Raw genomic sequence first — 25,430 nt, 5'->3', positions numbered from 1 at the left:
GAATCCTTTCAAAATTGGAATAGTGCGACTGGCATTAAAAGGGTTTCAAACGACAGAGATCAGTCGTTATTTTGTTTGCTTTCCAGTCGTGCAATGCGTTTTTCTAGATTTTCAACTTGCTCTTCTAGTTTTTCTTGAGCAGAGCGAGTGCGACTGGCGATTTCGGTGACAATGTCAAACTCTTCACGACGGACAAGATGTAAACTTGATAAAACCTCATCAACACGTCCTTTGACAATGCCAGAGATTTCTTCTTTGATTCCACCTAAAACAGAAAAAGCACTGCCAGTAGCTTTAGAGGCATCACCAAATATTTTTTTAGGATCAGGCATGATTTTTACTCCTAGTTAAAAAAGCGAATATAGAGACTAGTATAATTGATTATAGCTAGGTATCATGATTTTTGTAAATTTGTCTTTGGTTTTTCACTTAATAAATCTCTGAATTTGAAAAAAATATGATTATTATTACAGGCGCGACTGGTTTTATTGGTTCTTGCTTACAAGCAAAATTGTGGGCGTTAAAAGAAGATACAGTTATTGTGGATTGGTTGGGTGATCAAGGCAAGTGGCGTAATATTGCTAAACATGCCCCTGATTATGTAATTGCACCAGAATATTTAGATGAATTCTTGGAAACAGCACAAAATGTTACTGCAGTGGTTCATCTAGGAGCAATCAGCGAAACGACAGCCAAGGATGGTGATTTAGTATGGCAAACCAATGTCGATTTATCGATGAAATTATGGCAATGGTGTGCTGAACGTGAGGTTAGATTTATTTACGCATCTTCTGCTGCGACATATGGTGGCGCTAATAAGGTTTCTGAGTTTAGAGATGATCATAATTTTGTTTATCAGTTAAAACCTTTAAATTTATACGGATGGTCTAAGCAAGTGTTTGACACACAAGTGTTGAAAATGATTAGAACCAATCAACCTTGTCCTCCGCAATGGGTAGGACTTAAGTTTTTTAATGTTTACGGCCCGAATGAATATCATAAAGGGAAAATGATTTCTGTTGTCAAAGTCAAATTTGACGATATTCAAAATGGCAAAGCTCCAAAACTCTTTAAATCTGATCAACCCCATTTAGCTGACGGAGGTCAGGCGCGTGACTTTATTTGGGTTGGGGATGTGGTTGATATGATTTTATGGTTCCTTGAGAATCCAAAGACTATTAGTGGTATTTATAATTGTGGAACGGGTCAGGCCAGAACGTATTTAGATCTTGCTTATGCGGTTTGTGATGCGATGAATGTCAGTAAAAAAGTTGATTTTGTTGAAATGCCAGATGCATTAAAAGGGCAATATCAATATTTTACTCAAGCCCATATGGAAAAAATTAGAAAAGCAGGCTATACCAAGCCTTTCACCTCGCTTGAGGATGGAATAGGACAATATATCCAAGACTACTTGCTTAAATCAGATTCTTACCTTTAAAGTGCTGGTTTTTTAATCATTTCGATGAAAGATAATTAATTTCATGTTTGGCCCTTTGTATTATCCCCATTTTGATCCTGTGATGTTACAAATTGGGCCGTTTGGCATTCGTTGGTATGCAATGGCCTACATTACAGCCTTAATTCTGGGCTGGGTTTTGGTACGTGGTTTAGTGCGCAAAGATCCAATTGTTGCTACCAAAGTGCAAGTGGACGACTTTCTTACTTGGGCAACGCTTGGGGTTATATTTGGTGGCAGGCTTGGATATTGCTTGTTTTATCAACCAGGATATTATTTGCCACACCCTATAGAGATTTTGAAAGTTTGGCATGGCGGCATGTCGTTTCACGGTGGGGCGTTAGGTGTTATTATTGCTCTCATTTTATTCACCCGCAAATACCAGTTGAGCTTCCTTGGATTTTCAGACCGCGTGACAACGGTTGTGCCTTTGGGTCTTGGGTTAGGGCGATTGGCTAATTTTATCAATGGCGAGTTGATTGGCCGTCCAGCACCGGATTGGTTACCATGGCGCATGATATATCCAAACGTTGTTAGTGCCAGACATCCTTCAGAACTGTATGAAGCATTATTAGAAGGGTTTATTTTATTTACGATTATGATGATTTTGGTGCATCGCCGTTATATTCGTGAACATGCTGGATTTCTTTCTGGCATATTTTTGCTTGGTTATGGAATTGCACGTATTATATGTGAAATGTTCCGTGAACCCGATGATTTCCTAGGATTTATTTTTAGTGGGATTACCATGGGGCAAATTTTGAGTATTCCAATGTTGATCGCTGGGGCATATTTTATTTGGCAATCATATCGCTTGCCTAAACTCAAGGGATTAGTGGTTCAGAATGACTAAGGGTCAACCCGTTAGACTGGATCACTTTATGGCAGCTGCTAACGCTGCCTATTATGGACGAAAAAATCCTTTTGACGATTTTATTACTGCTCCTGAAATTTCTCAGATGTTCGGAGAGTTAATAGCTGCCTGGGAGATCGCGGTTATTCGTTCTATGCCAGCCTATGAACAGATCGCGTTAGTAGAGTTAGGTCCAGGTCGTGGCACGTTAATGGCGGATATGCTGCGCGTTATCCGTCGGGTGGCTCCTGATATTTATCAAAAATGCCATGTTATTTTTGTGGAAACGTCTCAACGGTTACGTCAAATCCAAAAAGAGGCGATTGCCGATCATACAGAGCTGTCGGTTAGTTGGTATAATACGATTGACGAAACACCTAACCAACCGATGATCATAGTAGCAAATGAGTTTTTAGACGCCTTACCCATTCGTCAATTTGTTAAAATAGGTAGTGATCAATGGGTGGAACGTTATGTTGATCAAGAACAGATCATCCAAATTCCAATAGAAACCTTACCAGAAGCACCCATATTCCAACGTCCTGTTCAAAATGGGGATGTTGTAGAAGTTTGTGAAGTCGGGCAGGATATTGTTAAAAATCTTGCCAAAAGATTGTGCCATGACGGTGGGGCTGCTTTGTTTATTGATTATGGTTATGCCAGTTCAGTTTGGGGAGATACAATGCAAGCCATTGCAAATGGAGAGAAAACGTCCCCATTTGTTCATCCAGGTGAGGCAGACCTTACCGCTCATATAGATTTTTTGGCATTAAAAGAAATCGTGATATCAACAGATGCGCAGGCTTTTGGTATTCAGACCCAAGGTGAATTTTTAAAACAACTTGGATTAATTATCAGAGCAAAAATGTTGGCGGCACATGCCAGTATGGAACAGCAACAGCAACTTTCTGAAGCTGTTTATCGTTTAAGTGACCCTAGTGAAATGGGGGATCTCTTTAAAGTGTTAGCGATTGCGCATCCTGATATACCTCCCCCTCCAGCGTTTGAATTAAAAAAGGAAGAACAATAAATGAGTGCTGAACTTTTGGTTATTCGCCATTCTTTGCTTAAAGACAAAGTTCGGCATGGTTTTTTTACACGATTGGGAGGCGTTTCCCAAGGGGGCTATGCGTCTTTAAATTGTGGGATTAAAACCGAGGATAATTCAGAATATATTACTGAAAACAGACATCGTGTTGCTCAGGATATGGGGGTTAAGGATCATTATTTGTGGGGTGGCATGCAGGTGCATAGCACCAAAGTTATTCATGTTACCAAAGATAATTGTGAACGTTGTGAAGTGGATGGTGGGGTTACTGACGATCCTGATGTTGCGGTCAGTGTCTTAACCGCCGATTGTGGGCCGGTTTTATTTAGTACGTTTGATGGTCGTATTGTTGGTGCTGCTCATGCAGGATGGCGGGGTGCTTCTGGTGGTATTTTAGAAGAGACCGTTACGCAAATGGAGGCTCTGGGTGCGAAAACAAATGAAATAATAGCGGTTATTGGTCCTTGTATTGACGGATCACGTTATGAAGTCAAAGAGGATATGAAGCATCAAGTATTAGAGCAAGATCCTCATGGAGGGGTTTTTTTCAAACAGTTAACAGATGATCAGTACCTTTTTGATTTGGGACATTATTGTGTTGATCGCTTAAGAAGACGGCGCGTGGCAATTGCAGCTTTGCTTGGTAGGGACACGCTGGGGGATGAAACACATTTTTTTAGTCATCGTCGTCGGACTTTGGCGGGTGGTGGTCCTTTGGGGCATCAAATCTCAGCAATTGCTTGTAGTAAAAGGTAAGAATAAATATGCATATTCAAAGAACATCGCTTTTCAAAGTGGGATTAAGTTTGCTGGTATTAATTCCTTTGATTGGATGTGTCCAGGTTCCTCATCCTTTTGAAAAACAATCAGGGGTTGGTGGGAAATTAACGGCACCTCCACCGACAAGGCTGATTGTGCCAGTGCCTACAGAAGCTTTATTAACCGATAAAGATTCTGCAATTTTGGCACAAGATTTGGTCAAAGTGATGACAGATCAGACATTACCGCCAGTTGTTGGTCCTGCTCAAAAAGGGGAATGGCTGTTATTGATGAAAGCAAATTCTAAAGATGGTATGGTAACGCCACAATTTAGTATTATTGCTCCAGATGGTAAGGTTGCTGCAACGCGTCAGATGATGCCAGTATCGGCTCAGGATTGGTCTAGTGGGAATGAGGCTATTCTCGCTCAAGTTGCTGAGCAAACAGCTCCTATGGTTACAGACGTACTAAAAGGATTAGAGGCTCGCGTGATGGCAGCAGATCCTCATAGTTTAAAAAATCGTCCAGCACAGGTTTACTTTGAAGGTGTAACGGGAGCACCTGGTGATGGGAATAAAACCATTTCCAGACAGTTCGTGGCTTCTTTTGTGGATAAATCAAATGCTATTCAATTAAAAAAAGAAAAAGCAGATTATATTGTCAATTGCATTGTTAAATTGACCTCTGGAGCAGCTGGAACACGTGGAAATCCAGTTCAGCATGTTGAAATTGTATGGCGTATTGTTGATGCCAAGGGAAAAGAAGCAGGGAAAGCTTTTCAAATAAATGATGTTCCTGCACATAGTTTGGATGTATATTGGGGCGATGTTGGTGCAGCTGTTGGACAAGAAGCAGCAGGAGCCGTTCAACGTATTATTAACAATCATTCTGAACGAAATGTAAAACCGTTGCCTACAAATGGTGAAAAGACACAGGGTCCTTTATTGGCTCCACCAGATTTACAAAAAACAATGTAAAATGATAACTAGATTTAAAAATAAAGACCTTATGGATATTGGAGTTGCGTGAATGAAAATTATTTCTGGGAATAGTAATCGCCCACTAGCAGAAGCTGTGGCTGCTGAGTTAAAAATGCCGTTGTGTGATGCATCTGTTCAGCGTTTTGCAGATAAAGAGGTGTTTGTAGAGATTTACGAGAATGTACGTGGTGAAGATATGTTTGCCGTACAAAGCACCAGCTATCCAACAAATGATAATTTAATGGAATTACTCATTATGCTGGATGCACTGCGACGCGGGTCAGCACGACGTATTACAGCGGTAATGCCTTATTTTGGTTACGCTCGGCAAGATCGCAAATCAGGTCCCAGAACGCCAATTAGTGCAAAATTAGTGGCTAATTTACTAGTTGAAGCAGGCGCTGGACGCATTTTAACGTTGGACTTACACGCTGGGCAAATCCAAGGGTTCTTCGATATTCCTGTTGATAATCTTTATGCAGCTCCTTTGTTTACTCAAGATATAAAGAAAAAATATGCAGGGAAAAGCAATTTGTTGGTTGTATCCCCTGATGTAGGTGGAGTGGTCAGAGCCCGTCAATTGGCAAAGCGTCTAGATGTTGATTTGGCAATTATTGATAAACGTCGTGAGCGTGCTGGTGTATCCGAAGTGATGAATGTGATTGGTAATGTTGAGGGACGTCATTGTATTTTAGTTGATGATATAATTGACAGTGGTGGGTCTCTTTGTAATGCTGCTCAAGCATTGATTAATTCAGGTGCCGAGGCAACGGATGCATATGTTACCCACGGTGTTCTCTCTGGAAGTGCATCTGAGAAAGTCCAAAATTCTGTTTTGGGTGAATTGGTTATTACGGACAGTATTATCAAAACAGATGCTGTTCGTAGAGCGACAAAAATTCGCCAAATTCCACTTAATAATTTATTGGGCAAAGCCATTCGTGCAGTTGCGGATGAAAGCTCTGTTTCTTCTTTGTTTGATTAATTCATTTAAATAGATAAAGGTATTTTGTAATGACAGCTTTACTTACTCGTCCCTATTGGTATTTACGCCATGGCCAAACAGATTGGAATGCGCGCAATTTATCCCAAGGTCGCACCGATATTCCGTTGAATACGGTTGGCTTATCTCAAGCGGTGGCTGCCGGCAGTGCGATTGCTAATCATTGGGATCATTTAGAGTTGCCAATTACTCAGATTGTAAGCTCTCCTTTGGGGCGTGCGCGTAAAACGGCTGAAATGACAGCGGATATTATTCATAAAAAAACAGGCATCAAGTTGCCGATTGAATTGGATGATGGTTTAAAAGAAGTGTGCTTTGGGGTTGAAGAGGCACAACCTATGGGGCCATGGTATGATGATTGGATTGCTGGGACGTTTACCCCTGAAAATGGAGAACCATTTGCGGTTTTAAGTAATCGTGTTGCTGAGGCGGTTAATCGTTCGATGTGCAAAGCACAAAATGGCACTGTTTTAATTGTTGCTCATGGGGGTATTTTTCGTGCATTGCGCCACTTAATGGGCTTAAAAGCCAATGTTCGATTAGCCAATGCCCAACCCATGTGTGCCCGCCCTCCTGAAAATGGAGGAAAGGCTTGGGAGTTACATGCGTTGCCTTTAGGGTAAAATTTTAGAGTAAGCTGCTTATAGAAATATAAGCAGCTTTTTTATAAGTTGTAGTTATTCTGTTGATTATATTTGTTGTATTATAAGAGGTAAGATTTTTAGATGGATGAAAAATATCACAAGATATATTAGACGGAATGTCTCTTATAATAAATACAATACACGAGTATAAAAAACGTTATGATGAACATTATGAATGTTCCAATCCACTTAGTCAGGATTTGCGATAGCCCCAAAAAGGTCATTTTAGATTAAAGATTGTTAAAGCAAGGAATGGGTGTTTTTAGTCTATGTGCACAGCTAGAAATACACTCAAAGGATATGAAGTCATTCTCTGGGTAAAAAAAACTTGGATTCAAAGGAAAATGGATGATCAAAGACTAAATTAACTTCATTTAAAAGCTCTTTGAATTAAATAATCCGCCTCCTCACTAATTCATCAATTCTATACCAAAATACAATCCGGTCTCAAAATTGCGACAAGACCAAAAATCAAACTACTTGTATAATTTTTGATTGTTAGTAACAAATAAATTGAAGTTTCTTTTTTTATCCATAGCTCTGCATAAATATTTTTATTGGTCTTTTATTTTAGTATAAATTTAGTAAATTCCAACCATTCAAGGTAATATAACCAACACGAACATCTTGTTCTAGAATAATCATATTAGAATATTAAATTTGCAACGATCCCTCTAAAAGCATCTTTTCTATTTCTATTCCCATACGTATAAGATCAGCAAACGATTTAACTTGCATTTTTTGCATAATATTAGCACGACGTACTTTAACCGTTATTTCACTGACATTGAGTTCTGCTGCTATTTGTTTATTCAGATGCCCTTTGATTAAGAATGAAACTACTGCCTTTTCACCAGCATTGAGTGAATTATATATTTTCTCAACATGGTTGCGTTCTTCGTGTTGTTTTATTTTTTCACGGCTGACTTCGAAACCGCGATAGATAGCTTCAAGTATATCTTGTTCGCGAAAGGGTTTACTCAAAAAATCTATTGCACCACGTTTAATTGCCGTGACCGACATTGGAATATCACCATGACCACTAATAAATATAACGGGTATGTCTAAACCATTTTTTTGCATTTTATGTTGGAAATCCATACCGCTTTGTCCTGGCATACGCACATCCAGTATAAGACAGGATAAAATAGGATTTTTTTCAGATTGTAAGAAACTTTCAATGCTGTCAAAACTGCGTGTCTCAATATCGACAGAAGCTAGTAAGTCATCAAGAGCGTCACGCACGGACATATCATCATCGATTATATAAACCAGTTTAGGCTCCACTATTGTTACTTTCTTTGTTTATTTTACACGGTAATATGATCTCAAATATAGCACCACCATGGGAATTTTGTCTTGCGGAAATAATCCCTTTATGTGCTTCAACTATAGCCCTGCATAACGTCAATCCAAGTCCAGTACCTCCATCACGTTTAGTCCAAAATGCATCAAAAATATGTTTTATATCCTCTTCACTTAGTCCAACACCTGTATCAGTCATCCTGAAACAAGCTTGAGCATTCATAGTAAAAGTTTTTACTGTTATAAAACGTTCTGTAACAAGGCGTGGTTGCAATGCCTCAATAGCATTAAGAAATAGGTTTCCTATAACTTGCATCATTTGTACTTTATCTACGTGAACTATAAGGGGAGCATCATATCGGTTCCAAGTTAACTCAATATCGTGATGTTCAATAAGTGCGTTTGAAAGCGCTAGCGTATCAGATACAATATCGTTTAGATCACATATTTCTTTTTGCGTTATCTCATTTTTTGAAAGACGACGAATTCTTTCAACGACTTCAGAAGCCCTGCGCGTTTCGCGCCTAATTCGTTCCAATGCCTGAATAGCGCGGTTAATATCTGGTTTATCACGCATTAACCAATTTCGACAGGCATCTGCACTAGCAGTTGTTGCTGCTAGTGGTTGATTAATTTCATGAGCAATTGATGCAGTTAGTTCTCCTAGACTCTGAATACGCGCTATGCGCGTCATTTGATATGTTGCATTAATTGCATTGTTTTCTGCCACTTGTGTACGTAAAATAATGTAGGTCGTCAAATATAATGCTGACAGAGCGATAATACAATTAATCAGTCCAGTCTCAAACAGTCCTTTTGTCGTTAAAAAGAACGAAACAACCGTTAGTAAAGTACAGATAGAGCATAAAACTATAACGCCTTTTGCCGAAATAAAACGTGCCCCGACCAGTATCACAGCAATATAGAATACTGCAGCTGCTATTTCCAATCTCGATAATGTATCAAAAATGAAAATAGTCGTTAAAATTAAAATAAGTATAACACTCTTTATTATGATGTGTAACTTCAGTTGAATATTCCTTAACTTAGTGTGGATTACGTTTGATTTATTACCAATATTTTTTTTCGATTATAAACATAAAACAGCACCCACGCATTCGTATTATGAGCATGGATATTATAAAATAAAAGAGAATATCAGCATAAATAAGATTGTTTTTATTCAGAATTTTTTCAATTGCCAATGAATGGCAACTGTATGTTGCATAGGAAAATATATACCAAAGTATATATTTTATATCAAAATAGATAATTGTTTTTATATCTCCCTAGTGCGAAATAAGCAGTGTCTTGTAGACATAATTTTAAGAGTTTCATTTTGAACAAGGGGGGCAATATGGACGATCCTTACAGTACGAAGGCTGATACCACGTATTTGTGTTGTCAGCCGTTGAAAACAGATAACATGATAATGAATTTAGTCGAAATAAACAGCACAAACATAACGATCATAGTATAAATATTGATCGTCGTTCTTGTTGCTGTTTATGCAACAGGAAAGAATATTGCCATGAGCGATATCAATGATAATAAACAAATAACGCCCCCGAAAAAGAACTCCCTTTCCATGCGTGTTGTTCGTGAGGCACAAAACCAATTAGAAACAAGTTTATTAAACGTCAATGCGAGTTTGGACGGATTAACAACCTTGGAAGCTGCGTCAAGATTAACCAATGATGGTGCAAACGAAGTCGCTCATGATCGACCACCCCATGCTATAATACAGCTTATATTGGCTTTCAAAAACCCTTTTATAGGCGTTTTGATGATGCTTGCAGCGATACAGTTTTACACTGACTTTTGGCTGCCATTTCGTGCAGGTGAGGAAACTGACCTGACGGGTGTTATCATCGTTGTCACGATGGTATTGATTAGTGGTATTTTACGTTTCTGGCAAGAATATCGCTCTAACAAAGCGGCCGAAACGTTAAAAGCGATGGTGCGCACAACTGCTACAGTGTTGCGTCGTGATAATAATAGTTCCGAATCTGTAATGCATGAAATTCCAATGCGTGAGCTCGTTGCAGGTGACATTGTACATTTATCTGCTGGTGATATGATTCCTGCTGATATCAGGTTGATTGATTCACGTGACCTTTTTGTCTCTCAAGCTGTATTAACTGGTGAATCTTTGCCTGTTGAAAAATATGATACTTTGGGCGCCGTGGCTGAAAAAAATGCAGGAAAAGTCGTAAAAGATCAAATGGACCTGCTAGATTTGCCGAATATCTGTTTAATGGGAACAAATGTAGTAAGCGGTACAGCGCGCGCATTAGTTGTCTCTACTGGACCTAGGACATATTTTGGATCACTGGCTAAGTCTATAGTTGGTTCACGTGCACAAACTGCTTTTGACCGAGGTGTTAATTCCGTCAGTTGGCTGCTTATTCGTTTTATGCTGGTAATGGTTCCGATTGTTTTCTTTATCAACGGATTGACAAAAGGCGACTGGCTTGAAGCGTTTTTGTTTGCTGTAGCTGTGGCAGTCGGTTTGACACCAGAAATGTTGCCTTTAATTGTATCCTCTAATCTTGCAAAAGGTGCAGTTTCCATGGCACGACGCAAGGTAGTGGTCAAAAGGCTGAACTCCATTCAAAATCTTGGTGCTATGGATATTCTTTGTACCGATAAAACGGGAACATTGACGCAGGATAAAATTATTCTTGAACATCACCTCGACTTTGAAGGTAAAACAAATAATCGTGTGTTTGAGCTTGCATGGTTGAACTCTGTCCATCAGAGCGGTATGCGTAACCTTATGGATCAGGCTGTTGTATATTTTGGTAAAAAATTCAACCACAACACTGTAATTCGTGCCTATCGTAAGATTGATGAGGTTCCTTTTGATTTCCAACGTCGCCGCCTTTCTATTATATTAGAAGATACCGATAATCAGCATCTTCTTGTATGTAAGGGTGCTGTTGAAGAGATGCTCGCTGTATCCGTAAGCGTAAGAGAAGGCGATCGGTTACAACAACTTGACGAGGCAACAAAAGCGAAACTTCTGTCGCTCTCTCAGAGCTATAACGAAGACGGTTTTCGCGTTCTGATTGTTGCATCAAGAATTTTTGCGGAAAATGAGAAAGCGGAACTTTATAGTGCTGCTTTTGAAAAAGACCTTATTATTGAAGGATTTCTTACTTTTCTTGATCCACCAAAAGAAACTGCCCGACCAGCAATTGCCGCTCTGCGTGCAAACGGTGTTGGTGTAAAAGTATTGACTGGTGATAACGCTATTGTAACCGCAAAAGTATGTCGTGAAGTTGGTCTAGAGCCCGGAGAAGTGCTTTTGGGGCGTGATGTAGAGACAATGACTGAACAGCAATTACAGCAAGAAGTCGAACAACGTACGGTCTTTGCAAAACTATCACCTTTGCAAAAATCAAAAGTTCTTAAGGCATTGCAAGCTAATGGGCATACGGTTGGGTTTCTTGGGGATGGTATAAATGATGCACCTGCACTACGAGATGCGGACGTGGGTATATCAGTGGATAGCGGTACCGATATTGCAAAAGAATCTGCCGATATTATTTTATTGGAAAAAAGTCTTATGGTGTTGGAAGAAGGCGTTATTAAGGGGCGTGAAACTTTTGGTAACATCATGAAATATCTTAATATGACGGCAAGCTCAAATTTTGGCAATGTGTTCTCCGTTTTGGTTGCAAGTGCCTTTATCCCATTCCTACCTATGTTATCTATTCATCTGCTTTTGCAAAATTTACTTTATGATATTTCGCAATTATCTCTTCCTTGGGATAGAATGGATAAAGAGTTTTTAGCAAAACCACGAAAATGGAGTGCACGAAATATTGGTCGGTTTATGTTGTTCATCGGGCCAACATCCTCAATCTTTGATATTACCACCTTTGCATTGATGTGGTTTGTTTTTGGTGCCAATACGTCTGCAATGCAATCATTATTTCAATCTGGATGGTTTATCGAAGGGCTTTTGTCACAAACACTTGTTGTTCATATGTTACGGACGCAAAAGATCCCCTTCTTTCAAAGCACAGCGGCTTTACCAGTGCTATTAATGACGGGATCAGTGATGATACTTGGCATTTATATTCCGTTTTCACCACTTGGTCATTTCATAGGCTTACAACCACTTCCTTGGTCTTATTTCCCTTGGCTTGTTGCTACATTATTTGCCTATTGCTGTGTTGCACAGGGTATGAAAACATTATATATCCGTAAATTTGGTCAATGGTTCTAATAAACAAAATTATAATTCTTGCAAGAGAGGGTATGATGTTAAAGCGATCATACTCTCGCTTTGAACCATTTAGATATTTTACAGTTTTCTTTCTTGTACATAAGTTTATAAAAACTTAATAATTTGATAGTATCTATTGATTTGATAAAACTGTAAAATTATCTTCTTGCGGTTTTATCTTTTGTCGTTTCATTGAAAAAATAAAAATTTAGTCATTAAAGTTTATAGAAAAGGCAATGTCACAATGCAATTCATACAAAATTTTTCCTTTGTAGCTTTTTATGATACGACGTTGTCGCTGCTGATTGCTTTTGTCCTAGGAACTTTAATAGGCGCTGAACGTCAATATCGTCAAAGAACTGCGGGATTACGTACAAATGTGCTGGTTGCAATTGGTGCAGCTACTTTTGTTGATCTTGGTCAGCGTATGGGGGGAAATGTTGAGGCGGTTCGTGTTATAGCTTATGTCGTTTCTGGGATAGGTTTTCTTGGTGCTGGTGTCATCATGAAAGAGGGCATGAATGTACGTGGTTTAAATACTGCCGCGACATTATGGTGTTCTGCTGCTGTCGGTTGCTGCGCAGGTGGGAATATGATAACTGAAGCAGTAACACTCACTTTTTTTGTTATTTTTGGGAATACATTTTTACGCCGCTTAGCAAATGCCATCAATCGTATCCCTCTTAACGAGGAAACGGGTGAATCAACATTTGAAATACGCTTAAGTGTTGATCGGAAGGCAGCTCCAATATTGCGTGAATTGGTGGTGGATCTATTGGAAAAAGCACAATATCCTGTAAGTGATGTCGAATTTTTTGATCTTTCTGACGATTGTGTGGAACTTGTGGCTACTTTAATTAGTACAGCAATTGATAAAGAAGAAATTGAGGAAGTCGTAAAAGCATTGAGCAAACGAAAAGATGTATATCATGCCAATTGGGAAAGTAGTACTAAAGAATAAATGTCTTGTCTCAAATTTAGAGTGTAGTGCATTATCTGCTATAAGTATGAATGTAGTGTTGATATTTAAGAACGGACGATGCTTATTAAATTACGAAAGAAATTTATTTTAAGATCCAAAGATGATTTTAAAGATCGTCACTTTAATGGATTGATGATTACTCAAGCGATCAATTGGAATTTGCGCTATTCCTTAAGCTATGGAGATATTGTAGAACTCTCCTTAGAACGGGGGTGTAAGTGTTGATTATAGCACGTTAAATCGTTTGCTCTTTACAGTTATTATGCTCTCCTATTAGAAAAACGCTTGAGAGGTTTTAGAAAGCAGTATTGTGGTGCGATCAGAGTGGATAAACCTATAGCAAAGTCAAAGGTAATTGGAAATATCTATATAGAGCTATAGATAAGGATGGCACTTTGATTGATTTCTAGCTTACAGCAAGGCGTAATATACAGGCAGCTCAACGCTTCTTTGGAAAAGCATTCAAAGAAGGTACGCTTTTTGCACCAACCCATGTAGGCACTGATGCTTTTCCTTTTCCAAAAATCATACAGACCATGAAGAAAGAGGCTATACTCCCTAATCATTGTCTTCATGAGACAAAGAAGTCCTTACAACAGCGCATAGAAAAAGATCATTTCAGATTAAAGAAGGTTATACCAAGGAATTGTGATTGCGTCTTTTTTACACAGCTAAAAAACACTCAAAGGATATGAAGCCATTCTCTGAATGAAAAAGGAATTGGATTCAAAGGAAAATGGATGATCAAAGACTAAATTAATTTCATTCAAATTCTCTTCGGATTAAATAATCCGCTTCTTTGTTAATTCGCCAATTCTGTACCAAAAAATAACCCAGTCTCAAATCCGCGACAAGACCTCATAAACTCCTTCCTCCACCGAATGAAAACGAAGAAGACGATAAAAAAGAAATCTTATATAAAGATATTTGCTTTTTCTTTATTTTTTCGTTAAAGGATAATTTGCACGAACACCCCTGGAGGTTGGTGCTTATTGTTTTGCCTTTTATATTCAAGGAGCTTTTTAAAGTGGCAGCGAAAAAATTTGTAGAGTTAAATGTTGAAATGCGTGCGAAGGCTGGTAAGGGGGCAGCGCGCGCAACACGTCGTGAAGGTCTTGTCCCTGGCGTGGTTTATGGTGGTAAATCTGAACCTGTAATGATTGCAATCGACCCACGCTTAATTATGCGTGAATTACACGGTTCTTGGCGTTCTCAATTGTACCAAATCCTTGTTGATGGTAAAAAAACATCAGTTGCATTAATGCGCTCTGTGCAAATGCATCCAGTAACAGACCGCCCATTACACGTTGATTTCCAACGTATGGTTGCTGGTCAACATATCCGCGTTGAAATTCCTGTTCACTTTATTGGTGAAGATGAATGCCCAGGTTTCAAACGTGATGGCGTTTTAAATACTGTATATCACTCTGTTGAAATTAACTGTGACGTTGATCATATTCCAGAAGCATTTGTTGCTGATCTTACTGGTTTAGATATTCATGATACCATCAGTTGGTCACAATTAAAGGGAACAGAAAATGTTACCCATACCAATCAAAATGAAGAAGATTTCGTGATTGCTAGCATTTCTGCTCCAACAATTGCTGTTGAAGTTGAAGATGAAGCAGCTGAAGGTGCAGAAGGCGAAACAGCTGAAGCAGCAACAGAAGCAGCAGCTTCTGAAGAGTAATCTTCTTTTAATTAATGAAAGAATAGATCATGTTACTGTTGACTGGGCTTGGTAATCCCGAGTCTGGAATGCAGGCAAATCGCCATAATATTGGTTTTATGGCGATCGATCGAATTGCGCAACGCCATGGTTTTTCCCCATGGCGTAAGCGTTTTCGTGGGGAAATTGCCGAAGGCACCATAGAAGGTGAAAAAATCCTTTTGTTAAAACCAATGACTTATATGAATCTTTCGGGGGAAAGTGTTCAACCAGCAATTGCTTTTTATAAAATCCCGTTGGATAATTTAATTGTTTTTCATGATGAACTTGATCTTCAACCTGGGCGTATACGCATTAAAAAAGGTGGGGGGGCTGCTGGTCATAATGGCTTGCGTTCTATTGATAAAATGATGGGTAATCAAGATTATTGGCGTGTTCGTTTGGGTATAGGTCACCCTGGGGACAAAGCGCGAGTAGCTGGTTATGTATTAAGTAATTTTTCCAAACAAGATCAGGAATGGCTTGAGCCATTCATTGATGCCGCCGCACAAGCATCTCCATTACTGGTTGCTAAAAACTGGGATGCTTATATGTCTAAAATTGCGTTGTTAACCAAGGAGTAAAACAACATGGGGTTTAATTGTGGTATTGTTGGATTGCCAAATGTTGGAAAATCCACTCTTTTTAATGCGTTAACCGCAACTGCTGCAGCACAATCAGCAAATTATCCATTTTGCACAATTGAGCCTAATGTTGGTCGTGTGGCGGTGCCAGATACACGGTTGAATATTTTGTCACAAATTACGAATTCTAAACAAATTATTCCAACCAGTTTAGAATTTGTAGATATCGCTGGATTGGTTAAAGGGGCTTCCAAAGGGGAAGGTCTTGGTAATCAGTTTCTAGCGAATATTCGTGAAGTCGATGCAATTATTCATGTATTACGTTGCTTTGATAATGATGATATTACCCATGTAGAGGGCTCTGTTGATCCTATTCGGGATGCAGAAATCATTGAAACCGAATTGATGATTGCGGATTTAGAAAGCCTTGAGAAACGCATGATTGCGTTGCAAAAAAGAGCCCGTGGAAATGATAAAGAAGCTCAAGCAACTTTGGTTTTGGTAGAACCTTTAATCAAAGCTTTGCAAGATGGCACACCCGTGCGTGATGTCATTCCAGCAGGTGAAGAAACAGCTATTTCGCGTTTACAGCTTTTAACCAGCAAGCCAGTTTTATATGTATGTAATGTTGAGGAAGAATCCGCAGCAACTGGTAATGCATATTCAGCCAAGGTGCTGGAAATGGCCAAAGCACAAGGTGCCGAGGCTGTGATTGTTTCTGCTGATATTGAAGCCGAAGTAAGCCAGTTGGGTAAAGAAGATCAAATGGAATTCCTTTCTGGATTAGGATTGGAAAATAGCGGTCTGGATCGTGTGATCGCAGCGGGCTACCATTTATTAAATCTAATTACCTATTTTACTTGTGGTCCCAAAGAAACCAGAGCTTGGACGATTTCTAAGGGCACCAAAGCACCACAAGCTGCGGCTGTGATTCATAATGACTTTGAACGTGGCTTTATTGCTTGTGAAACGATTGCTTATGATGATTTCGTTCAGTATAAAGGTGAAACTGGTGCAAAAGAAGCTGGTAAAGCACGTATCGAAGGTAAAGAATACATTGTCAAAGACGGTGACGTTTTACTCTTCCGTTTCAATGTATAATTTGCTTTACTAATAAAATAATCGATTTTAGATGTATGGCTTGCCAAGGAAAGATATAACGATGGTCTCTGTCAGTTCAAATTCGGTGCAAACAATTACAGAGCTTGCACAAAAAGTCAGAGATGCTGCTTATCAATTGGCGCGTACCGATATTCAGCAGCGTAACCAAGCGTTACGCTGTGCAGCCAAAGCATTACGTGCTGCTGAAACAGAGATTTTGATGGTGAATGCTAACGAGGTCGCAAAAGCTGATGTGTCAGCGGCATTCAAAGATCGTATGACTTTAACTCATGAACGTTTAGAAGCGATGGCTAAGGGGTTAGAGAACATCGCCGAGCTACCAGACCCTTTAGGTAAAGAATTGGCCAGTTGGGATAGGCCGAACGGGTTGCATTTTAAACGCGTTTCTGTGCCTTTAGGTGTCGTTGGGATGATTTACGAAAGTCGTCCAAATGTCGGTGCCGATGCTGTTGGCATTTGTATTAAATCAGGCAATGGGATTGTTCTGCGTGGTGGGTCAGAAACGCATTTAACCTCTATGGCGATTCACAAAGCAATGCAACAAGGATTGATTGATACGGGGTTAAATCCTGATTCCGTTGCGATGCCTCCTGACAGTAACCGTCAACATGTTATGGATATGTTGCATGCGGTTGGTGTTATTGATGTGATTATTCCCAGAGGGGGATACTCGCTGATTAAATTTGTCCAACAAGAAGCAAGAGTTCCTGTGTTGGCACATGCTGCGGGTTTATGCCACACGTATATCCATGAAAAAGCTGATTTTGACAAAGCACGTAGCGTGTTAGTAAATGCCAAAATGCGTCGCACTGGGATTTGTGGCGCAACAGAAACGCTTTTGATTGATCAAGCAATAGCAGGGGAATTATTGCCGATCCTAGTATCTGATTTGCAAAAACTTGGCTGTCGTTTTGTAGGTAATCAAGCTGCATGTAAGATATCTCAAAAAATCGAACGTGCTTCTGATGAGGATTTTGCTACGGAATGGTTGGATGCCGTACTATCCGTTGCTGTTGTCAAAGATATTGATGAAGCCATCCACCATATCGTGAAGTATGGCAGTGGTCATACCGAAGCAATCCTGTCCGAAGACGATAAATCAGTTCGATATTTTATGGATTCTGTCCCCAGTGCTGTGGTCATGCGCAATACGTCGACGCAGTTTTGTGATGGTGGAGAGTTCGGGTTTGGGGCAGAAATTGGGATTGCAACAGGCAGACTTCATGCCAGAGGCCCTGTTGGAATCGAACAATTAACCAGCTATCGTTATGAAGTGTATGGTGATGGTCAGGTGCGCGCCTAGATGATATCAATACCGACTTGGGGGGATCGCAGGAATATACGCGTTGGGTTGTTTGGTGGATCGTTTAATCCAATCCATGAAGGACATTTACAGCTTGCTAATCGTGCATTAAAATTTCTTCAACTTGACCAAGTGTGGTTAATGGTATCGCCTGGGAACCCTTTGAAAGTCGGAAAAGAGATGGCACCATTTAAAGAACGCTTTCAAATGGCTAAAGAACGCGTAACAGGTAGAAAAATCATTCCCACCGATATCGAATGCAGATTACATACGCGGTATAGCTGTGATACGATTCGTTTATTAAAACAACGTTTCCCTTGCTGCAACTTTGTATGGTTGATGGGCGCAGATGGTTTGGCCCAAATGGCTTTATGGTCGCATTGGAAAGAAATATTAAAGATTGTGCCTATGGCAGTTTTCCCAAGACCATCTTATATATATAGTGCATTAAATGGACAGGCAGCACAATGGGCTCGAAGAGCTAGGTTGCCGTCTCGTTGTGCGACAATGTTGGCTGATTTGCAATCACCAGCATGGGTTTTTGTTCCAGCACCAGAGAACAGTATTTCAGCAACCGCGTTAAGACAACAACGCCAACAATGATTAAAACGCCTAAGTTAAGTAAGATTAAAAAGGAATAAACTTATATGAATGAACAGATTTCACGTAAAGAAGTCGTGCAAACAGGTCCAGAGCAAGCTGTTAAAAGAGTGTCTGTTTTAGATGAAGCCAAATTAAATCAAGTCGTTGCATTGATGGTAGAGTCTTTGGAAGATGACAAAGCCGAGAACGTCATTGTTATTGATTTGGTTGGCAAGGCTTCTTTTGCAGATCGTATGATTATCGCAACAGGTCAAGTAGACCGTCAAATCCTTGCAATGGCAACCCATTTGGATAAATTATTATTTGAAAATGGTATTAAAAAAGTAACGATGGAGAAAAGTGCGGATTGGGTTTTATTGGATGCCGGCGATATTATTGTCCATTTATTCCGTGGAGAAGCACGTGAATATTATAATATTGAGAAAATCTGGAATGTAGAAATTACAGATGCACCACAATCTGCGGAAAAATTAAGCGAAGAACCTCAAGAATAATGTTTTCGATTATTGCCGTAGGTAAAATGCGGCAGAAAGCTGAACTTGAACTTGTGGATCGTTATGCTAAACGGATTCGCCCTAAACTTTCGATTATAGAAGTTGGTGAAGCAAAAGGCGGTCCAGAAGAAACCAAATATAAAGAAACACAAGCCTTGTTAAGTGCTGTGCCTAATCGTTCGGTTGTCATCAGCCTTGATGAGGGTGGGAAAAATTACAGTAGTCTTGTTTTTGCGAATATCATGCAAAAATGGATTGATGAATCCAGACCTATTTCTTTTTTAATCGGAGGGGCTGAAGGGTTGCATCATGCTGCCATTCAACGTTCTGATTTGGTTTTATCCTTGGGAAGCTTAACTTGGCCCCATATGCTTGTTCGTATTTTACTTGCTGAACAAATTTATAGGGCACAAAGCATTTTACAAGGGCATCCTTATCATCGACAAGGACGTCCTTAAATGTATGGATATTATTTGATTGAACGATCTGGTGCGTCAGCAAAGAAATCATCAGATACATTTGGGTTTAAAGCCACTTGGGTTTGAACTTTAGAGTATCCTTTGGTTGTTGCTGCATCAGCTGACCATGTTTTGATATTTTTGTTTGGCGCTTTACGTTTAGCAGTAACATTTTGTACACGACCACTATTTGGATAAATAAATCCATGTGTTGGATAGATACTTCCAAAATTACTTTTATCGCCATTCGTAGCAACACGAACTGCAGTCCAGTCATTGTTAGGAGATACGTCAATTACAGGAGTATCTCGGCTTATACCTCTTTGTGCCCAATGTGATTGATCGATAATGACTGTTCTAGAATCAATTACTTTTGTAACAACAGCAACATGTCCATAAGGCATCTTGCGTGTTGAGCGGAAACTTAGAACGCTGTTTGGTTCTGGAGCATTTCCACGATCGTAGACGCCTGCTGCATTAGACCACCAATTTCCTGCATTACCAGATAATTGCACATCAGAGGCAGAGCGTGCAAACGCTACACATTGGATAACATTACCACCATGTCTGCCACTTCTATGTCTATAGCTTACTTTACGGGTTTTAAAATGGCTTTTTTTTGCGCTGTGGCTACTTTTACTTTTTAAAGAAACTTTTTGTGCATGAGCGCTTTTGCTTGCATGATGAGAAGTTTTTTTAGTTATATGATGTGTAGTTTTAGCTTGTGCATAAGAGGTTGAAACAACCATACATGAGAACATTAAAAGAAATGAGGAAAATTTCGTTTTAGTATTACGATGCACATAGACGTTTTTCATTCGGCAACCCTATAAAGTCTTAAATCTTAATTGTTGTGGAAATGTATATCCTTCATACGGACAGGGTTTGTTTAGGTCAAGATAAAATGTAGATAATTCTATTTTTTTTAGATTTTTGAAGGTGTTGTGTCGTTTTTTGATGTAACACTGCAACAAAATAAACATAAGAAAATAGACTAAATAAACCTAAAAATTCATTATTATTGGATAGATAAGGGAAATACTTTATTCTTTTTATGAAGATTACAGTATTGTTTATGCTAAAAGTAAAATTATAATTTTTTAAAATAATATGGAGCGTTTTTTGTTTCTTTCAATTGCATCTTTAAGAATAGAGATTATGCCTGTAACAATGTTACGTCAAAATTGTATGTTGATATGGGATCAAGGTCTGAAAAAAGGTATTGTCAGCGATCCTGGTGGGGATTTGCCTTTGATTATTCAGGCTATTGAAGCGGATGATATAGAGATACAAGCAATTTTATTAACACATGGTCATTTTGATCATGTCGGCGTTACCACAGCCTTACAACATTATTTACAAGATAAATACCAAAAAGAAATCCCTATCTTAGGTCCTTCTCAAGAAGACCAGTTTTTACTTGATAAAGTTCAGCAAGATGTTCTTAATTTTGGTACTAAGATAGATAATGCTCAAAATGTAAAACCTACACGTTTTTTAAATGATAAAGAAAAACTTTCTTTTGATGGCATTAATTTGGAAGTTTTGCACGTTCCTGGTCATACACCTGGTCACATAGTTTTTTATGAGCCTAAGGCGCGTTTTATGATCACAGGGGATGTATTATTTAAAGGAACAATCGGCCGAGCTGATTTTGCTTATGGTAACGAAGGGTTACTTATAAAAACAATCAAAGAAAAATTACTTCCCCTAGGTGATGATATATATGTATTACCAGGGCATGGGATTGGTAGTACTATTGGTTTTGAAAGATTAAATAACCCGTTTTTAATTTAAAGGAATATATTTAAAGTGAAAAAGCATTTTATTCATTTAGCGCTAGCGTCAGTATTAATGGTAGGTTTTGGATATGGCTCACTGGCTATAGCTGAAAATATCGAGCATGATATTATGAAAGCTCAACCTGAGTTAGCAAAGCAACCTTTGACGATTATAACTAAAGATGCTCAAAAGCACGAATTTTCGGTTGAAATTGCAAAAACCCCTCAAGAGCAGGAAGTTGGCGAAATGTTTAGAACCAATATTCCTGATAATGGCGGAATGTTGTTTATTTGGCCAGCCCCGCAAGGTAGTAGCATGTGGATGAAAAATACGGTAGTACCTCTAGATATGGTATTTATTGATGCAAATCATCGTATTCAAGCTATTGCTGAAAATACGATTCCATATAGCTTGGCGCCGATTAGTAGTCATGGTGCAGTGATCGCAACTTTAGAGCTTAAAGGTGGGATAACTGAAAAGTTAGGTATTAAGGTAGGAGATACGATTGAAAGTCCTGCACTTGAGGCTGACAAGGCAGAATTAATGAATAAACATGTTGTTAAGCAAGAAACTAAAAAGAAATAAGCTCTAAAACAAAAAAAGAATCTTTATAGATACTATAAAGATTCTTTTGATATCAAGTGAAATAAACTTGTTATATTATACAGGTTTATGAGCTTCTAAAAACCATAATTGTTTATCTAGTGCTCTAGAAATCCCTGTAAATAAATCAGCTGTATTGGCATCACCTGCTTCATCAGATTCATCAATCGCTTTACGAACAGCATTAGCAAATACACCATAACGTTCGATAAGTGCATGAATGTGATCTTCTACTTTATAGATATCAGTAGGATAGGGATTAATTTTTGATGTTTTGGTAATATTTTGTGATGTACCATAAGCTGTTCCGCCAAGGGCTGTGATACGTTCAGCCATTTCATCATTAAAAGTATCTAATTCACCACGGAATCCATCAACCATTTCATGAACGCCGATGAATTGAGGCCCTTTCATATTCCAGTGTGCTTGCTTAGTCAAAAGTGCCAAGTCCAAACCATCAGCCAAGCGTTCATTTAATAATTGAACAATAACTGTTTTGGTATTAGAGGGTAAATTATTTAAAGTAGGGTGTAATTTATTTTTAGGCATAATAAGAACTCCTTATAAAAAATTATATTAAAGTATAAGTGTAACTTAGCTACTTTGACAATAAACTATTCAAGATATTTGTATATTAATTAATATTCATAACGCTAATCGATAATATTAATTGATTGAATATTTTGAATGTTACGCTTTAAAAAATTAGAGATAAAAACCTAATAATTAATATTTTAGTTTTCTATTAAAAGTTTATAGTTTTTAATTAAGATATTATTTGTGTAGATACCATTTTAAAAATAGAAAAGCGAAGGTAAGATTTGTATTTAAAATAAGATGCTTTTCCTAATATTTTAAGTGATTTAATTTAAACTTTATATATTAGATAATTTACAAATCGAAATATAATAACTATATGTACGATTTTTTAAGTATGGATAATAATAATCTTGCTATTAAATAATTTTACAGTGACAATTAATTATATTTTGTTAAAACAAGATAACCTCATATAAGGGCATATATTTATATTCGTTTATTATTATACTAGGATGTTAATGTGGTTTTTTTAATAACAGGGGCCAGTGGTTTTATAGGTTTTCATCTTGCAAAAGCATTACTGGCACGTGGAAATACCGTGATTGGTATAGATAATCTTAATGATTACTATTCACCTTTATTAAAACAAGCCCGTTGTGATCAATTAAAACAATTTCAAAATTTTTATTTCTATCAAATGGATATAGCTGATCAACCCGCAATGGAGAGTATCCTCAAACAACATCATGATATTAAGATTATCTTTAACCTCGCGGCTCAAGCTGGAGTGAGATATTCTCTAGAAAATCCGTTTGCTTATATTCAAACAAATATCACAGGCCATTTAACTATTCTGGAATTGGCACGTCACTTGCCCAAATTGCAGAGAATTTTTTATGCATCATCGTCATCTGTGTATGGATTAAATAAACACCTTCCTTTCAGTGAGCAAGATCGTGTCGATCGTCCAAGCTCTGTGTATGCGGCATCAAAACAATCTGCCGAGCTTTTATCTTTTACGTATCATCATTTATACGGACTAAAACAAACAGGTTTGCGTTTTTTTACGGTTTATGGCCCATGGGGTAGACCTGATATGGCATATTATCTTTTTGCCAAAGCTATTGCTGAAAATAAACCGATTACTCTATATGAAGGTGAGAATCTGTCACGCGACTTTACCTATATAAGTGATGTTATTGATGGGTTAATCAGTTTGCTGGAATGTCCTGATTTAGATGGGTATGAAATTTATAATATTGGAAATAGTCGTCAAGAACAGGTAGAAAATCTCATTACTTGCCTTGAGAAGAGTATGCAAAAAAAAGCAAAGATAAACCGTATTACTCGTCCAAATACAGATATAGAAGCTACCTTATCTGATATTACGGCGATTTATAAAAAAACTGGTTGGTCACCAAAAACTAGATTAGACGAAGGCATTCAATATTTCACTGATTGGTTTCAAAATTTTAATAATTAAAAATAATTACAAATCTGTAATAATAAATAATTAACTGGTTAAATTTATAAAAGGGAAATAATTTAGTCATTTCCCTTTTATCACTATAAGTCTATATAAAATATATTTTTAAGATTGTGAGATTGTATCTCTGCGTGTTCTTGTGCCCCATAATCCAAATAATGCACTTACAATAGCACCAATTACAAGATTAATAAAGCCCCATAAAGCCATACTAGACATTACTTTTGCAGCTTGATCTGCTTTCTCTTTGGCTTCTTTTTTAAAGGTAATATAGCTTTGCTTAGCATGCTGCAAATTGTCTTCTAGGTTATTAATTCTTTGTTGAACTTCGTCCATCGTATTATTGTATAAATTAATGTAATTATCGACGGCTTTATGCACTTCTTTATTGTTTAATTCAGAATTACTAGCAATAGTTTGTTCAATTTGCTCACGATTAATTGGTTGTGCGATGGCTTGACCCCGTTTTTTTAATTTCTCTACTAGTTGAGAAATTAAAGTATCGGCTTGATTTGGATTCATTCCAATATCTTTGATGGTTTGTGTTAGATCATTTTTAGTATCATTAAGTTGTTTCTTAAGATAATTAGGTTGTAATGTTGGAATATTAGTTTTTTCTAAAACATCTCTGACATTTTGATCCACATTATTGGTATTAATATTAGTGTTAATATTCATTTCACCAAAAATCTTTTTTCCAATATCAGCAGTTTTATCAATCCCACCTCCTGTTGCAGACGCAAGACCACCAATTACATTTCCTGTTGTAGAAACAGTTGATCCAACAACTGATCCAACAGTTTGAATAACTCCACCAATAATAACAGAGCTTAAAATTGCACTGATAACAAAAGAAGTGGCCCAGACTAAAAAGCCATGAATAACACCATCACTTCCTGCTAAACGTCCTGCAATAAAGGCACCTAAGCCAAGGCTGACTAATGTAATAATAATCGTCCAGACAAGAAAACTAGTGCCAATGTGACTAGCCGTATCTGAAGTGCGAGGGGAAATGACAGCGGCCCCCAGCATCATTAATGCTAGATAAACAGCAATAACAGCAAACACGCCAGCAATGATGCTGCCCCATGAAATACGTTTTTGCAAAGTTGTAATATTATGATCGTTCATAGTGATTCCTAAAATAGAGCTGAAGATAAATATTCTTGAAATAATATTAATTGAAAATATATGTTTAAAACAAATAAAATACTATATTTATAACTATTAATTAATAAATGTGATTTTTAATCAACAATTTTGTTAATATAATTTTATATTTGTTAATTATTTATTAATAATATTAATATTTTATTAATGTTTCTTTTAAAATGGCGTTGAGGTATGGATTCCTTAATAGGGCCAAGAATGGGATGTAATTCATAACTTATTGATAATTATTAGTTTTACAGAAAGTTTAAGAAACTTTAATAAAATATTAAGAATCTTATTGACGTTGCTGGTGAGTTTATGTAGA

Annotated in this window: 25 protein-coding genes and 1 pseudogene; 20 read left to right on the top strand and 6 right to left on the bottom strand. The window is 37.9% G+C overall.

What is annotated here, in order from left to right; translation table 11 throughout:
• Positions 1 to 59: 59 nt before the first annotated feature.
• Positions 60 to 332, bottom strand: a complete 273-nt coding sequence (locus tag COMX_RS09020) for an accessory factor UbiK family protein (protein WP_034340346.1) — start codon at positions 330 to 332, stop codon at positions 60 to 62.
• A gap of 125 nt (positions 333 to 457) precedes the next feature.
• Here COMX_RS09020 and rfaD point away from each other — a divergent pair, with 125 nt between their 5' ends.
• Genes rfaD through COMX_RS08985 form a run of 7 tightly spaced genes read left to right on the top strand, consistent with a single transcriptional unit; the run spans position 458 to position 6,725 of the window.
• Positions 458 to 1,441 carry an ADP-glyceromanno-heptose 6-epimerase gene (rfaD, locus tag COMX_RS09015; RefSeq protein ID WP_034340343.1) on the top strand — a complete coding sequence of 328 codons (984 nt, stop codon included), beginning with the start codon at positions 458 to 460 and terminating at the stop codon, positions 1,439 to 1,441.
• A 43-nt stretch (positions 1,442 to 1,484) separates the two neighbouring features.
• Positions 1,485 to 2,312 carry a prolipoprotein diacylglyceryl transferase gene (gene lgt / locus COMX_RS09010; protein WP_034340341.1) on the top strand — a complete coding sequence of 276 codons (828 nt, stop codon included), beginning with the start codon at positions 1,485 to 1,487 and terminating at the stop codon, positions 2,310 to 2,312.
• A complete protein-coding gene (locus COMX_RS09005) occupies positions 2,305 to 3,342 on the top strand; it encodes a class I SAM-dependent methyltransferase (protein ID WP_034340338.1) in 1,038 nt (345 codons plus the stop codon). Before lgt ends, COMX_RS09005 begins: the two co-directional genes overlap by 8 nt.
• Entirely contained in the window at positions 3,343 to 4,116 is a 774-nt protein-coding gene (gene pgeF, locus COMX_RS09000) for a peptidoglycan editing factor PgeF (RefSeq protein ID WP_034340335.1), read from the top strand.
• 8 nt (positions 4,117 to 4,124) lie between these two features.
• Positions 4,125 to 5,096, top strand: a complete 972-nt coding sequence (locus tag COMX_RS08995) for a hypothetical protein (RefSeq protein WP_034340334.1) — start codon at positions 4,125 to 4,127, stop codon at positions 5,094 to 5,096.
• Between the two features lie 52 nt (positions 5,097 to 5,148).
• On the top strand, positions 5,149 to 6,084 hold the full coding sequence (locus COMX_RS08990; RefSeq protein ID WP_034340332.1) for a ribose-phosphate pyrophosphokinase: 936 nt from the start codon (positions 5,149 to 5,151) through the stop codon (positions 6,082 to 6,084).
• Between the two features lie 29 nt (positions 6,085 to 6,113).
• A complete protein-coding gene (locus COMX_RS08985) occupies positions 6,114 to 6,725 on the top strand; it encodes a histidine phosphatase family protein (RefSeq protein WP_034340330.1) in 612 nt (203 codons plus the stop codon).
• 675 nt (positions 6,726 to 7,400) lie between these two features.
• Here the strand turns inward: COMX_RS08985 and COMX_RS08980 are convergent.
• Together COMX_RS08980 and COMX_RS08975 are read right to left on the bottom strand one after the other, a co-directional pair.
• Positions 7,401 to 8,033, bottom strand: a complete 633-nt coding sequence (locus tag COMX_RS08980; protein ID WP_034340328.1) for a response regulator transcription factor — start codon at positions 8,031 to 8,033, stop codon at positions 7,401 to 7,403.
• Complete coding sequence (locus COMX_RS08975) at positions 8,023 to 9,000, bottom strand: sensor histidine kinase (RefSeq protein WP_200867638.1); 978 nt, start codon at positions 8,998 to 9,000, stop codon at positions 8,023 to 8,025. Before COMX_RS08975 ends, COMX_RS08980 begins: the two co-directional genes overlap by 11 nt.
• Before the next feature lie 534 nt (positions 9,001 to 9,534).
• Here COMX_RS08975 and mgtA point away from each other — a divergent pair.
• The 10 genes and pseudogenes from mgtA to COMX_RS08925 all read left to right on the top strand — a co-directional run bounded on the left by mgtA (position 9,535) and on the right by COMX_RS08925 (position 19,542).
• The gene (mgtA, locus tag COMX_RS08970; protein WP_235176855.1) at positions 9,535 to 12,288 is read left to right on the top strand and encodes a magnesium-translocating P-type ATPase; all 2,754 of its coding nucleotides are present in this window, start codon (positions 9,535 to 9,537) and stop codon (positions 12,286 to 12,288) included.
• Positions 12,289 to 12,532: 244 nt separating this feature from the next.
• Positions 12,533 to 13,249: an MgtC/SapB family protein gene (locus tag COMX_RS08965; protein ID WP_034340321.1), complete on the top strand. Its 717-nt coding sequence runs from the start codon at positions 12,533 to 12,535 to the stop codon at positions 13,247 to 13,249.
• Between the two features lie 78 nt (positions 13,250 to 13,327).
• Positions 13,328 to 14,025, top strand: a pseudogene (locus COMX_RS11480) (IS6 family transposase).
• Between the two features lie 272 nt (positions 14,026 to 14,297).
• Positions 14,298 to 14,960 (top strand): 50S ribosomal protein L25/general stress protein Ctc, encoded by a 663-nt coding sequence (locus COMX_RS08955; protein WP_084051590.1) that lies wholly within the window; start codon positions 14,298 to 14,300, stop codon positions 14,958 to 14,960.
• A gap of 29 nt (positions 14,961 to 14,989) precedes the next feature.
• Positions 14,990 to 15,562 (top strand): aminoacyl-tRNA hydrolase, encoded by a 573-nt coding sequence (pth, locus tag COMX_RS08950; protein WP_034340319.1) that lies wholly within the window; start codon positions 14,990 to 14,992, stop codon positions 15,560 to 15,562.
• Between the two features lie 6 nt (positions 15,563 to 15,568).
• A complete protein-coding gene (gene ychF / locus COMX_RS08945; RefSeq protein ID WP_034340316.1) occupies positions 15,569 to 16,663 on the top strand; it encodes a redox-regulated ATPase YchF in 1,095 nt (364 codons plus the stop codon).
• A gap of 61 nt (positions 16,664 to 16,724) precedes the next feature.
• Entirely contained in the window at positions 16,725 to 17,987 is a 1,263-nt protein-coding gene (locus COMX_RS08940; protein WP_084051589.1) for a glutamate-5-semialdehyde dehydrogenase, read from the top strand.
• Positions 17,988 to 18,590 (top strand): nicotinate-nucleotide adenylyltransferase, encoded by a 603-nt coding sequence (locus COMX_RS08935; RefSeq protein WP_034340310.1) that lies wholly within the window; start codon positions 17,988 to 17,990, stop codon positions 18,588 to 18,590. It begins immediately after the preceding gene.
• A 44-nt stretch (positions 18,591 to 18,634) separates the two neighbouring features.
• The gene (rsfS, locus tag COMX_RS08930; RefSeq protein WP_034340306.1) at positions 18,635 to 19,084 is read left to right on the top strand and encodes a ribosome silencing factor; all 450 of its coding nucleotides are present in this window, start codon (positions 18,635 to 18,637) and stop codon (positions 19,082 to 19,084) included.
• Positions 19,084 to 19,542, top strand: a complete 459-nt coding sequence (locus tag COMX_RS08925) for a 23S rRNA (pseudouridine(1915)-N(3))-methyltransferase RlmH (RefSeq protein ID WP_034340303.1) — start codon at positions 19,084 to 19,086, stop codon at positions 19,540 to 19,542. Before rsfS ends, COMX_RS08925 begins: the two co-directional genes overlap by 1 nt.
• A gap of 11 nt (positions 19,543 to 19,553) precedes the next feature.
• On the opposite strand, the gene COMX_RS08920 is transcribed toward COMX_RS08925, so the two are convergent.
• A complete protein-coding gene (locus COMX_RS08920) occupies positions 19,554 to 20,291 on the bottom strand; it encodes a CHAP domain-containing protein (protein ID WP_034340671.1) in 738 nt (245 codons plus the stop codon).
• 373 nt (positions 20,292 to 20,664) lie between these two features.
• Here COMX_RS08920 and COMX_RS08915 point away from each other — a divergent pair, with 373 nt between their 5' ends.
• Together COMX_RS08915 and COMX_RS08910 are read left to right on the top strand one after the other, a co-directional pair.
• A complete protein-coding gene (locus COMX_RS08915) occupies positions 20,665 to 21,339 on the top strand; it encodes an MBL fold metallo-hydrolase (protein WP_235176853.1) in 675 nt (224 codons plus the stop codon).
• Between the two features lie 57 nt (positions 21,340 to 21,396).
• Entirely contained in the window at positions 21,397 to 21,909 is a 513-nt protein-coding gene (locus tag COMX_RS08910) for a DUF192 domain-containing protein (RefSeq protein WP_084051600.1), read from the top strand.
• A gap of 75 nt (positions 21,910 to 21,984) precedes the next feature.
• Here the strand turns inward: COMX_RS08910 and dps are convergent, their stop codons facing one another.
• Positions 21,985 to 22,479 carry a DNA starvation/stationary phase protection protein Dps gene (dps, locus tag COMX_RS08905; protein ID WP_371827981.1) on the bottom strand — a complete coding sequence of 165 codons (495 nt, stop codon included), beginning with the start codon at positions 22,477 to 22,479 and terminating at the stop codon, positions 21,985 to 21,987.
• A 508-nt stretch (positions 22,480 to 22,987) separates the two neighbouring features.
• Here dps and COMX_RS08900 point away from each other — a divergent pair.
• A complete protein-coding gene (locus tag COMX_RS08900; RefSeq protein ID WP_034340292.1) occupies positions 22,988 to 23,950 on the top strand; it encodes an SDR family NAD(P)-dependent oxidoreductase in 963 nt (320 codons plus the stop codon).
• Positions 23,951 to 24,058: 108 nt separating this feature from the next.
• Here COMX_RS08900 and COMX_RS08895 read toward each other — a convergent pair whose 3' ends face one another.
• Entirely contained in the window at positions 24,059 to 25,084 is a 1,026-nt protein-coding gene (locus COMX_RS08895) for a TIGR04086 family membrane protein (RefSeq protein WP_034340288.1), read from the bottom strand.
• Between the last annotated feature and the right edge of the window lie 346 nt (positions 25,085 to 25,430).

The organism is Commensalibacter papalotli (ex Servin-Garciduenas et al. 2014), assembly GCF_000527695.1.
In the GTDB taxonomy this organism is placed as follows: domain Bacteria; phylum Pseudomonadota; class Alphaproteobacteria; order Acetobacterales; family Acetobacteraceae; genus Commensalibacter; species Commensalibacter papalotli.
This window is presented reverse-complemented; position numbering and strand designations above follow the sequence as displayed.

Excerpts from the sequence above, each read along its gene's own strand:
- COMX_RS09020 (WP_034340346.1), bottom strand. The coding sequence starts at position 332 with ATGCCTGATCCTAAAAAAATATTTGGTGATGCCTCTAAAGCTACTGGC.
- rfaD (WP_034340343.1), top strand. The coding sequence starts at position 458 with ATGATTATTATTACAGGCGCGACTGGTTTTATTGGTTCTTGCTTACAA.
- lgt (WP_034340341.1), top strand. The coding sequence starts at position 1,485 with ATGTTTGGCCCTTTGTATTATCCCCATTTTGATCCTGTGATGTTACAA.
- COMX_RS09005 (WP_034340338.1), top strand. The coding sequence starts at position 2,305 with ATGACTAAGGGTCAACCCGTTAGACTGGATCACTTTATGGCAGCTGCT.
- pgeF (WP_034340335.1), top strand. The coding sequence starts at position 3,343 with ATGAGTGCTGAACTTTTGGTTATTCGCCATTCTTTGCTTAAAGACAAA.
- COMX_RS08995 (WP_034340334.1), top strand. The coding sequence starts at position 4,125 with ATGCATATTCAAAGAACATCGCTTTTCAAAGTGGGATTAAGTTTGCTG.
- COMX_RS08990 (WP_034340332.1), top strand. The coding sequence starts at position 5,149 with ATGAAAATTATTTCTGGGAATAGTAATCGCCCACTAGCAGAAGCTGTG.
- COMX_RS08985 (WP_034340330.1), top strand. The coding sequence starts at position 6,114 with ATGACAGCTTTACTTACTCGTCCCTATTGGTATTTACGCCATGGCCAA.
- COMX_RS08965 (WP_034340321.1), top strand. The coding sequence starts at position 12,533 with ATGCAATTCATACAAAATTTTTCCTTTGTAGCTTTTTATGATACGACG.
- pth (WP_034340319.1), top strand. The coding sequence starts at position 14,990 with ATGTTACTGTTGACTGGGCTTGGTAATCCCGAGTCTGGAATGCAGGCA.
- ychF (WP_034340316.1), top strand. The coding sequence starts at position 15,569 with ATGGGGTTTAATTGTGGTATTGTTGGATTGCCAAATGTTGGAAAATCC.
- COMX_RS08940 (WP_084051589.1), top strand. The coding sequence starts at position 16,725 with ATGGTCTCTGTCAGTTCAAATTCGGTGCAAACAATTACAGAGCTTGCA.
- COMX_RS08935 (WP_034340310.1), top strand. The coding sequence starts at position 17,988 with ATGATATCAATACCGACTTGGGGGGATCGCAGGAATATACGCGTTGGG.
- rsfS (WP_034340306.1), top strand. The coding sequence starts at position 18,635 with ATGAATGAACAGATTTCACGTAAAGAAGTCGTGCAAACAGGTCCAGAG.
- COMX_RS08925 (WP_034340303.1), top strand. The coding sequence starts at position 19,084 with ATGTTTTCGATTATTGCCGTAGGTAAAATGCGGCAGAAAGCTGAACTT.
- COMX_RS08920 (WP_034340671.1), bottom strand. The coding sequence starts at position 20,291 with ATGGTTGTTTCAACCTCTTATGCACAAGCTAAAACTACACATCATATA.
- COMX_RS08910 (WP_084051600.1), top strand. The coding sequence starts at position 21,397 with ATGGTAGGTTTTGGATATGGCTCACTGGCTATAGCTGAAAATATCGAG.
- COMX_RS08895 (WP_034340288.1), bottom strand. The coding sequence starts at position 25,084 with ATGAACGATCATAATATTACAACTTTGCAAAAACGTATTTCATGGGGC.